This is a genomic window from Streptomyces soli (assembly GCF_003999195.1).
Taxonomy (GTDB): domain Bacteria; phylum Actinomycetota; class Actinomycetes; order Streptomycetales; family Streptomycetaceae; genus Actinacidiphila; species Actinacidiphila soli.
Genome location: NZ_RJVR01000409.1, coordinates 1 through 7,627 on the forward strand (window position 1 = coordinate 1; position 7,627 = coordinate 7,627).

A 7,627-nucleotide genomic window follows, 5' to 3' on the forward strand; every position below is an offset into this window, starting at 1 on the left:
GCCCGGTACTCGGAGACGGGTACGCCGGGTTCGGAGAGCGGCCTGAAGAAACGGACCGGTGGCAACACCGGAACCGCGCTTCAGGCCGACTCAACCGATCCGGTTCCGCCTCCTACATCAAAAGCTGTGACATTCCGGTGTCTGCTGGCACAGAATGGGTCCCCCTTGGCGCAGGAACGTCCATGCGCCCCGTCGAGAGCGGTGATGAAGGCGTCCCGTTGGTACAAGTGTGACCTTCAAGTGGCCACACCAGCATGGAAGTTCACCCTCCCGGCAGGCAGCGCGTACGACTTTGCCCAGGAGGATGACCGGATCCGCTTCGCGGACGCCTACATGGAGCGGCTTCGCGAGTGCGGTATCGAGGTAATCGCCCTGGCGGATCACAACACTGGTTCGTGGCTCCCTGTTATGCAGGACGCAGGGCGCAGGCACGGCATCGTCGTCTTCCCTGGCGTCGAGGTGACGACCGCGTCAGGATCGGATGGGGCCCACCTGATCCTGATCGGTGACTTGGACCGCACCGAGCAGGACATCGACATGCTGCTCGCACGCACCTGTGGTTTCGAGGACGACCATCCGAGGTTCAACCCGAAGACGAAGGATCCCGCGCCAGCTCCGCGAACGGTCAACCAAATCCTGGACGAACTGCCCGAGCAGTGGCTGGCCATTGCTCCGCACGTGCTCGGCGACAATGGCCTTGCCTCGGGGAATACGGTACGCGGGGATTTGCGCTGGAAGGCACTCCACCACGACCGGCTTGGTGCGGTCGACCCCGGTGAGGTGACCGAGGAACGGCAGTCCGGGAAAAGTTTCGCCGCTCGCTTCCTGAACCGGGAACTTGACAATTTCCCTTGCCTGGACCGCCTGCCGTTCCTCGCGACGTCGGACGCCTACAGCCTGGAGAGTCTGGGATCGCGGTACACCTGGATCCGGATGGACACGCCGTCGAAGGAGTCACTTCGACAAGCGTTTCTCGACCACGGTGCACGCATCATTCCCAGCTAGGACCCACGGCTCACCGCGCACCCAGATCCCAATGTCGTCGACCACGCGTGGGTGGAGAGCATCGACCTCGGCGGTACGTTGGGCAATTCCACTGCTCCGCTACAGGTCTCTTTCGATCCGAGGCTGAACGTCATCATCGGAGGCCGCGGTGCTGGCAAGTCCACCGTGGTGTCTGCCGTACGGCAGGTGTACGGCAGCATGCAGAGCCTGCCGGACTCCATCGAGCAGGAGGCGACAGCTTTCGTCCACGGCGTCTTCGGCGAAGCTGAGTTGACCGCACGGCACCAGCTCGCCATCTCCCGGGACCGGCAGATCGCGCAGTGGCGCTCCCCGTCGGGCTCGCAGACGGAGCGCAACGGAGTGCGGTTGCGTGCCCTTCCGCTTCGATGTCCACGCCTTGATCTTCAGCAAGGACGCGGTCGGACTGGAAGCCCGATTGCACCAGGAGTTCGCGGCACGCAAGGTCAATCGCGTCAACAGTCGCAAGGAGTTCTTCTACGTCAGCCCTGTCGAGGTGAGGGACGCACTCGAACGCCGCGCCGGCCAGCACCTGATTGAGTTCACCGAAGAACCCCAAGCCCTGGAATGGCGCGTCGGCGCAGCGGCCCAGGGTACGTGATCAACACCCGCTACACGGCCACGAGGCGCACCTTGTCGCCGCACAGTTTCATCATGTCGTCGATGTCCGAAGTGAGCAGCACGACCGGCCGCCGTTGCCGCAGCGCCATCTCGGCCACGACGGCGTCGATGGCGTACTTGTGGCCGTGCAGTCCGGCGTTGATCAGCATGGCGGAGGCGGCCCTGGCCTCCTCGTCGCCGATGTGCACGATCCTCATACCGGACAGAACCCAGGCGAGCCGCGCCTGGTCGGTACGGCGGTGTGCGGCTTCGATGATGGTCAGGGCACTGATCACTACTTCCATGCCCCGCTTGCGGGCTTCCGCGACCAGGGCGACCACGGGCTCGTGATCATTGACGAGTTTGGACAGGCCCTCGCAGTCGAGCACGAGGGTGCCTTCGTGGCTCAGCTTGCGGCGGGCCACTGGCCCTCCTCGGCGAATACCTCGTCGAAGACCCGGCGCGCCTGTTCCTGCTCCTGCTCGGAGACGGGACCCTTGCGGCGTTCGTAGTCCGCCAGGTACTCGTCCAGGATCTGACCGCGCAGTTCACGCTCAACGGCTGCGGTGATGAACGCAGAGAACTCACGTTTGCCCACCCGCTGACGAATCGCCTCGGCCGTCCCCTCGGGTAGGGAGAGGCTCACTCGGGTCGCAGGTCCCTCTCCGACGCTGTACGGGATCTCAGTCATGGCACGAGATTATCAAACAAGTAGGAATCCCGTCGATCGCGCTACTCCCCGACCATCTCGGCCAGCGGATCCCAGCCATCCTTTGGTCTCAGTTTTGGTCTCATTCATCAACGTTCAGCGGCGTTCGGAAGCCCCTCCAGCGACCGCTCCGCCGCAGGTCAGGACCGCCCCCGAACCCTCGCGAACCCCCGGACGGAGACTTGGAAAGCGTGTTGGGGGCAACCCCTCACGAGTTCGAATCTCGTATCCTCCGCCAGTGCCTCACCGGGCACGATTTCGAAGGGCCCCGCTGCGGGGCCCTTCGTCGTGCGTGGTCGCAGTTTTGGTTGCATTTGCAGGCGACATTCGAGACATCTCGACAAACAGGCAGGCGCACGCCCCCGCGACTCCCGGCAGGCAGTCGGCATCAACCTGCACTGCTGGAGGGCCTACGGAACTTGGCGATAGATGTCGCGGCGGTTGCCGGCGGCCAGGACCCACACGATCAACTGGCCGTCCTCAACGGTGTAGACGACGCGGTAGTCGCCAACCCTGAGCAGCCAGCGGGCGCTGTGCCCTTGGAGTGCCTTGATGTCGAACGACGTGCTGTCCCCCGCGTCCATCGCCTTCTGGAGTTCGGCCAGGCGGTACAGGATGCGCAGGGCGTCCGGGCGTGGGATCTTGAGCATGTCCCGCTGGGCGCGCGGCGTGAAGCGCGTGACGTACCCCATGAGATCAGCCTTGATCGGCGCGCAGCAAGGCGGCCATCTCTTCGAGCGAGACCGACCCCTCCACACCCTCGGACTCGGCTTCGTCGGCCAGCTGGTTGAGCCACGCCTCCTCGGCGTTCTCCGCGATCTCACGCAGGCGCTGGTACTCCTGGATGTCGATCACGACGGCTTCCTGCTTGCCGCGCCGAGTGATGATCGTCGGGGTTTCCTCCCGGCGGGCGCGATCGATGACATCCGCGAGGTGACTGCGGACATCGGCCATGGATTCGATCACGGGATCACTCATGTCACCAATGTAGCAGATGTACATAATGGCCCGGACGATCTTCGGATCACCTTCAGCGCCCCGGCGAAGCCGAAGTCCATATCGCGCAGGATCGGCGCCACCGCATCGCCCGGGGCACGGTCGCCCGCACATCGCATTGCCCATCTCCCTGAGCGCCACTGCTCGTAACCCGACCCGTACGACGGGCGCGACTTCCCGAGGCCAGGTGGTCACCGCGAGATACATCAACGGCTCGGCCTGCCGCACCAACCCGCCATCAGCGAGTTCGGCCTCAACCCGCCCTTACCCGTAGGTAACAGTCACAGCGGAACGATAGCCCTGTGCGGGAGCGATCACCCGCTGAGCCTCCTCGCTTCCGGGGGCGGTGCGTGGTGAGGAGGAGCTGGGTGTTCCTGGGCGCGGTCAGCCGATGTAGCCCTCGAGGTCGGCGACGACGTTGACCGATCCGTTCGCGTTGTGAATGTGGACGTAGCCATCGGCGTCGACGGGGACCACAGCTAGGACTGGCCGGGTTTCGCCGGCGCTCAGGTTGTCGTTGGACACGTTCGGCAGGCTGCCCGCGCCGTAGGCGGTCAGGTGTGTGGCGGTGGTCGGGGTGACGCCGGTGAGGTTGACCAGTACGGCGGTCGCGTCGGCCGAGACTCCGTCGACTCCGGCGACCTTCACGGTGAGGGTGCTGTTCGCACCGAGTGGCTCGGCCTGGGCGCCCGTGCCATTGCGGGTGTCGAGGAGGCGGGTGGGGTTGGCCGGGACGAAGGGGCTGCCCCAGGGGGAGGTGCCGTCGACGACGGAGTTGGTGTAGAGGCCCTGGAGGTCGGCGATCAGGTCGACGTGTCCGCCACCGTTGTAGATCTCGATCGCGCCGCCGTTGCACACCTTCGTCACGACCAGGTTGGAGACGGCCTGCCCGGTGCGGTAGTTGAGGTTCGACGTGCTCGGGCGGCTGCCGCAGTAGACGGTGACCACGCCGCTGCTGGTGCCTCCGGTCACGGTGAGGTTGAGGACGGCGCCGACGGTGCCCGACCCCTGTGCCGCCTTCGGCAGGGTGATGGTCGTCGTGCTGCCGGGCGCGACCTTGCCCTTGGCGGCGCCGGTGCCGTAGCGGGTGTCCAGGACCCGGGTCGGGGTGACAGGTGCGAGGTTGCTCATGCGGTAGTCGCTGGTGCTGGACTTGGTCGTGAAGTAGCCCTGCGTGTCGGCGATGAGGTCGACGTAGCCGTGGGCGTTGTACAGGTCGACGTAGCCGTCCGCGCCCACCCGGACCGTGACCAGGTTCGGGTTGGTCCGCCCCGCGGTGAAGTCGAGGTTAGACGCGGTCGGGCGGCTGGTGCCGTCCGGGTAAACCGTGACGTAGCTGCTCGCGGTGGCGTCGGTGTCGGTGACGTTCATGGTGACCGCGGTCACCCCGGAGGTCGGGATACCGCCCACGCCGAGGACCTTGAGGCGGATCATGCCCCCGGGCCCCACCTTCCGCTTGGCGGCGCCGGTTCCGTTGCGGGTGTCGAGGATGCGCTTCGGGCTGGTGGCGATATAGGCCGGGCCGGCGGTGGTTCGGGTGGTGTCGGTGGCGGTGCGTCCGTCGGAGTCGGTGAGCTGCTGGGTGACGGTGTACGTGCCGGCGGCGGCGTACGTGTGCTGGACGAAGCCCTTGGAGCCCGTCACGGAGACTGCCGCAGAGCCGTCGCCGTAGGTGATCCGGTCGCTGGTGATCGGGTAGCCGCTGAAACCGGAGGCGGTGAAGTTGCAGCCGGCGGTGTCCGGCAGAGCGGGGCCGGCCTGGCAGCTGAGGCTCCCGGTCAGCGGCGGCAGCGGATGGACGGGGAAGTAGTAGCTGACCTCGGTGCCCATCTTGGTGCCGTCCGGTCGGTACACCGTGACCGTGGCGTAGATGTTGGTACTCGTGGTGGGCTGCGTGTACGTGTGGGTGACCGAACCCGACGTGGACGTGGCCGTTGTGCCGTCCCCGAAGTCGAAGGTGTAGCTGTAGCCGTCGAGGGAGTCCGACCACGGGTTGACGAAGTCGGCCGTGAAGGTGACCGGCACGCCGACGTAGACGTCCTCGGACGTCTGGCCCGCTATCCCCAGGCTCAGCGGGTCCTGGAACTCGACCGCGCCCCGGTCGTAGTCGCCGGAGCCCGTGCCGGTTTCGGCGACGAGCGGGTCGTCGACCCGCTGCGCCCCGTGGAGGTCGGTGGGGAGCTCACCGGGCGCGCCGGCGTCCGCCGAGTCGATCAGCGGCGAGTGCTCCGAGGGCAGTCCGGACGAGGTGGAGAGCGTCACGCCCGTCTGGTCCAGGTCGTGGGCTCCCTGGCCGGTGCCGGCCCGGAACACCTGACTGGTGCCGTACGCGGTGCCGGCCCAGTCGTAGTCGGTTCCGGTCGACCGGGGGTTGACCGCGTTGTAGTCCGCGGTGACCTGCGGTGCGGAGGTGGCGTCCACCGTGATCTCGGCAGGGGTGCCGGTGTCTGAGCAGGATGCCGTCGTGTCGGGGAGCGCAACGGTGTTCTCCACGGACCCGGAGCTGCCGTCGGTCAGGCTGATGGCGTTGCCGCAGAGCGTCTCGACGGTGTCGCCTGCCAGGTGGATGCCCGTGGTGCCGGCGGCCGAGATGCCTCCGCCGAGCAGAGTGCGGTCGTCGGCCAGCGTGATGTCCTGTGCTCCGGTCGCACTCGCGAAGGCCAGACCGCCGGATTCGGGCGCGATCTGCAGCCGGGTGAGCGAGATGCCGGAGGACGATCCGTCGACGGTGATCGTCTCAGCGGTGCTCGGGGCCGCCTGAGCCGTTATGAGCGAGCCCCTGTCGTAGGTGATGTGCTGGGACCGGGAAACCACGAGGGTGTTCGTCCCGACGGACGAGAGGTTGAACCCGGTCACGTCGACGTACTGGGCACCGGAAAAGGTCATAGCCGGCGTCGAGGTCTTGGTCAGGACGACGGCGGCGGTGGCCGAGCTGTCGCCGGGAGCCGTGACGAAGGTGACGGGCGCGTCCGCGGTGCCGACCGACGCGATCGTCACCGGGGCGTACTGGGTCTTGTTCCGCGCCACGTAGACGATGTCCCCGGGCGCCGCGGCGTCCGCGGCCGGCTGGATCTGGCAGAAGGGCTCCGCCTGCGAGCCGGGTCCGGTGTCGCTGCAGCCGGCGCCGGCATCGTCGACGTACAGGGCCGCGCCGGTGTCGGCGTGGACTACGCCGACACCGAGACCGCCGATCAGTACGGAGAGGACGGCAGCGGATGTCGCGAGCAGTCGCCTGCGGCTCATGGACGTGTTCCCCCCGGGCCGTGGGACGTCGGACGTCGGCGCGCACGGCCACTGAGATCCAGTCACCTGTCTGCTGGAGTTGGCGGAACGATACGGCAGATCAGGCACGGGCAGATCATCTAGATGCGGCTCCCCCTGCCGCCAGTGAGCCCCCTGAGACAAATCTTGATCAATCGAAAAGCGGCGCACTGCAGACTCTTGAGCCTCCCATTACCGTGTGCCCTCGTCAGCCGGTGCGCCGTCTTCGACGGGACGTGCGCCGGAAGAGAGTTCGGGCGAGGGGGCTGGTGGGCGGTGCCCGGGGACGGCTACACGCTGTCGCACCGTGAGATGCAGTGCCTGCGCCTGTTCAACACCGTCCTCGGCGGCAGCGCCAGCAGCCGTCTCAGAAGCAGGATCCGGGACCGGGAAGGGCTCAGCTACCGTGTGCGCTCCGTGCTGGAGCCGCTCGCCGACGTCGGGGGACTGCTGACGCTGTTCACCTGCGTGCCGGACGGTCTGCCGCGGATCCTGGCCGCGGTGCGCGGCGTACTGGACGAGATGCTCACCGACGACGTCACGGAACAGGAACTGGCGCGGGCCCGTGCCATGACCAAGGGCATCTACGCCCGCGAACGCGAGGACTCGGTCTCCCACGCCCGGCTGCCGGCGCTCGGACTGTTCCGACGCGGCCGGTTGACCAGCCAACAGGGCGCGGTGCGCGGTCAGCTGAGTCCCACGGCCATCCCCGCACTTATCGCCCACCGTTGTCTGGGCTACCCCGCCGGCTATGCCAAGCCCACACTGCCGCAGCCAACGCCGCTGCGAACGGGAGGAAGGCGACAGTGTCGAGCGTCAACACGACGCCATGCGGCCACCCCAAAAGCCGGGGAAGGTTGCTCAGCATGAAACCGCAACTGCCGAAGAACACGCTTGCGGCTAGCCAGCGCCCCGAGGGAATACCGGGACGAGTTCGCTTGCCCGCCAGCCACGCTCCAGCACTCATCAGCCCGCAGTTCAGCCACACCAGGGTCCATTCCTGCGTGTGAATGCTCATCCGGCCCTCCCCCGTGAGCG

At 67.0% G+C, this 7,627-nt stretch carries 7 protein-coding genes and 1 pseudogene; 3 read left to right on the plus strand and 5 right to left on the minus strand.

The window, feature by feature from the left end:
- On the plus strand, positions 1 to 1,005 hold a 1,005-nt coding region (locus tag EFK10_RS46725), incomplete at its 5' end, for a hypothetical protein (RefSeq protein ID WP_456318741.1).
- A 319-nt stretch (positions 1,006 to 1,324) separates the two neighbouring features.
- A pseudogene (locus EFK10_RS46730) lies at positions 1,325 to 1,624 on the plus strand (GIY-YIG nuclease family protein); the annotation flags it as partial.
- Positions 1,625 to 1,634: 10 nt separating this feature from the next.
- On the opposite strand, the gene EFK10_RS46735 reads toward EFK10_RS46730, so the two are convergent.
- The 5 genes from EFK10_RS46735 to EFK10_RS46755 form a co-directional block, all read right to left on the minus strand.
- Positions 1,635 to 2,048, minus strand: a complete 414-nt coding sequence (locus EFK10_RS46735) for a DNA-binding protein (RefSeq protein ID WP_127361684.1) — start codon at positions 2,046 to 2,048, stop codon at positions 1,635 to 1,637.
- On the minus strand, positions 2,030 to 2,314 hold the full coding sequence (locus EFK10_RS46740) for a hypothetical protein (RefSeq protein ID WP_127361685.1): 285 nt from the start codon (positions 2,312 to 2,314) through the stop codon (positions 2,030 to 2,032). The genes EFK10_RS46735 and EFK10_RS46740 overlap by 19 nt, the downstream gene beginning before the upstream one ends.
- Positions 2,315 to 2,742: 428 nt before the next feature.
- A complete protein-coding gene (locus EFK10_RS46745) occupies positions 2,743 to 3,024 on the minus strand; it encodes a type II toxin-antitoxin system RelE family toxin (protein WP_127361686.1) in 282 nt (93 codons plus the stop codon).
- A gap of 4 nt (positions 3,025 to 3,028) precedes the next feature.
- Positions 3,029 to 3,310 (minus strand): type II toxin-antitoxin system Phd/YefM family antitoxin, encoded by a 282-nt coding sequence (locus EFK10_RS46750; protein ID WP_240677909.1) that lies wholly within the window; start codon positions 3,308 to 3,310, stop codon positions 3,029 to 3,031.
- A gap of 402 nt (positions 3,311 to 3,712) precedes the next feature.
- Positions 3,713 to 6,571 (minus strand): PKD domain-containing protein, encoded by a 2,859-nt coding sequence (locus tag EFK10_RS46755; protein WP_127361687.1) that lies wholly within the window; start codon positions 6,569 to 6,571, stop codon positions 3,713 to 3,715.
- A 294-nt stretch (positions 6,572 to 6,865) separates the two neighbouring features.
- On the opposite strand from EFK10_RS46755, the gene EFK10_RS46760 reads away from it, so the two are divergent.
- Entirely contained in the window at positions 6,866 to 7,459 is a 594-nt protein-coding gene (locus EFK10_RS46760) for an insulinase family protein (RefSeq protein ID WP_164836526.1), read from the plus strand.
- Positions 7,460 to 7,627 lie beyond the last annotated feature (168 nt).